Annotated in this window: 1 rRNA gene; it reads right to left on the reverse strand. The window is 52.2% G+C overall.

Annotated features, from left to right (window positions below):
- Nucleotides 1-49 precede the first annotated feature (49 nt).
- Nucleotides 50-2,980 (reverse strand): 23S ribosomal RNA (locus C6Y07_RS18750).
- Between the last annotated feature and the right edge of the window lie 98 nt (nt 2,981-3,078).

Raw genomic sequence — 3,078 nt, forward strand, 5'->3', positions numbered from 1 at the left:
AATGTTCTCTCAAAACTAGATAACAATGTTCATGCTTCACATTAGAATATAGGTTAAGTCCTCGATCTATTAGTATCTGTCAGCTCCACGTGTCACCACGCTTCCACCTCAGACCTATCAACCTGATCATCTTTCAGGGATCTTACTTCCTTGCGGAATGGGAAATCTCATCTTGAGGGGGGCTTCATGCTTAGATGCTTTCAGCACTTATCCCGTCCGCACATAGCTACCCAGCGATGCCCTTGGCAGAACAACTGGTACACCAGCGGTGCGTCCATCCCGGTCCTCTCGTACTAAGGACAGCTCCTCTCAAATTTCCTGCGCCCGCGACGGATAGGGACCGAACTGTCTCACGACGTTCTGAACCCAGCTCGCGTACCGCTTTAATGGGCGAACAGCCCAACCCTTGGGACCGACTACAGCCCCAGGATGCGATGAGCCGACATCGAGGTGCCAAACCTCCCCGTCGATGTGGACTCTTGGGGGAGATAAGCCTGTTATCCCCGGGGTAGCTTTTATCCGTTGAGCGATGGCCCTTCCATGCGGAACCACCGGATCACTAAGCCCGACTTTCGTCCCTGCTCGACTTGTAGGTCTCGCAGTCAAGCTCCCTTGTGCCTTTACACTCTGCGAATGATTTCCAACCATTCTGAGGGAACCTTTGGGCGCCTCCGTTACATTTTAGGAGGCGACCGCCCCAGTCAAACTGCCCACCTGACACTGTCTCCCTGCCCGATAAGGGCAGCGGGTTAGAAGGTCAATACAGCCAGGGTAGTATCCCACCGATGCCTCCACCGAAGCTAGCGCTCCGGTTTCCAAGGCTCCTACCTATCCTGTACAAGCTGTACCAACATTCAATATCAGGCTGCAGTAAAGCTCCACGGGGTCTTTCCGTCCTGTCGCGGGTAACCTGCATCTTCACAGGTACTATAATTTCACCGAGTCTCTCGTTGAGACAGTGCCCAGATCGTTGCGCCTTTCGTGCGGGTCGGAACTTACCCGACAAGGAATTTCGCTACCTTAGGACCGTTATAGTTACGGCCGCCGTTTACTGGGGCTTCAATTCGCACCTTCGCTTACGCTAAGCGCTCCTCTTAACCTTCCAGCACCGGGCAGGCGTCAGCCCCTATACTTCGCCTTACGGCTTCGCAGAGACCTGTGTTTTTGCTAAACAGTCGCCTGGGCCTATTCACTGCGGCTTCTCGGGGCTTTAACACCCTAAGAAGCACCCCTTCTCCCGAAGTTACGGGGTCATTTTGCCGAGTTCCTTAACGAGAGTTCTCTCGATCACCTTAGGATTCTCTCCTCGCCTACCTGTGTCGGTTTGCGGTACGGGCACCTCTCACCTCGCTAGAGGCTTTTCTTGGCAGTGTGGAATCAGGAACTTCGCTACTAAATTTCGCTCGCCATCACAGCTCAGCCTTTATGGGAAACGGATTTGCCTATTTCCCAGCCTAACTGCTTGGACGCGGATATCCAATACCGCGCTTACCCTATCCTCCTGCGTCCCCCCATTGCTCAAATGGTGAGGAGGTGGTACAGGAATATCAACCTGTTGTCCATCGCCTACGCCTTTCGGCCTCGGCTTAGGTCCCGACTAACCCTGAGCGGACGAGCCTTCCTCAGGAAACCTTAGGCATTCGGTGGACGGGATTCTCACCCGTCTTTCGCTACTCATACCGGCATTCTCACTTCTAAGCGCTCCACCAGTCCTTCCGGTCTGACTTCACAGCACTTAGAACGCTCTCCTACCACTGTTCATAAGAACAGTCCGCAGCTTCGGTGATACGTTTAGCCCCGGTACATTTTCGGCGCAGAGTCACTCGACCAGTGAGCTATTACGCACTCTTTAAATGGTGGCTGCTTCTAAGCCAACATCCTGGTTGTCTAAGCAACTCCACATCCTTTTCCACTTAACGTATACTTTGGGACCTTAGCTGGCGGTCTGGGCTGTTTCCCTTTCGACTACGGATCTTATCACTCGCAGTCTGACTCCCAAGGATAAGTCATCGGCATTCGGAGTTTGACTGAATTCGGTAACCCGGTAGGGGCCCCTAGTCCAATCAGTGCTCTACCTCCGAGACTCTTACCTTGAGGCTAGCCCTAAAGCTATTTCGGAGAGAACCAGCTATCTCCAGGTTCGATTGGCATTTCACCCCTACCCACACCTCATCCCCGCACTTTTCAACGTGCGTGGGTTCGGGCCTCCATTCAGTGTTACCTGAACTTCACCCTGGACATGGGTAGATCACCTGGTTTCGGGTCTACGACCACGTACTCATGCGCCCTATTCAGACTCGCTTTCGCTGCGGCTCCGCATCTTCTGCTTAACCTTGCACGGGATCGTAACTCGCCGGTTCATTCTACAAAAGGCACGCCATCACCCTTTAACGGGCTCTGACTACTTGTAGGCACACGGTTTCAGGATCTATTTCACTCCCCTTCCGGGGTGCTTTTCACCTTTCCCTCACGGTACTGGTTCACTATCGGTCACTAGGGAGTATTTAGCCTTGGGAGATGGTCCTCCCGGATTCCGACGGAATTTCACGTGTTCCGCCGTACTCAGGATCCACTCTGGAGAGAACAACATTTCAGTTACAGGGCTGTTACCTTCTTTGGCGGGCCTTTCCAGACCTCTTCGCTTATATCGTTCCTTTGTAACTCCGTATAGAGTGTCCTACAACCCCAAGAGGCAAGCCTCTTGGTTTGGGCTGTTCCCGTTTCGCTCGCCGCTACTCAGGGAATCGCATTTGCTTTCTCTTCCTCCGGGTACTTAGATGTTTCAGTTCCCCGGGTATGCCTTCTCATACTCTATGTATTCAAGTATGGATACTACTCCATTACGAGCAGTGGGTTTCCCCATTCGGAAATCTCCGGATCAAAGCTTGCTTACAGCTCCCCGAAGCATATCGGTGTTCGTCCCGTCCTTCATCGGCTCCTAGTGCCAAGGCATCCACCGTGCGCCCTTTCTAACTTAACCATTTCTTACTTTAGAAAGAATCACTATGTGTGATGAACTTTGCATTGCATTCAATGTGAATGTATTACTTATTGTTATCTAGTTTTCAAAGAACACGT

Source organism: Bacillus sp. LNXM12-1 (genome assembly GCF_003004375.1).
Taxonomy (GTDB): domain Bacteria; phylum Bacillota; class Bacilli; order Bacillales; family Bacillaceae; genus Bacillus.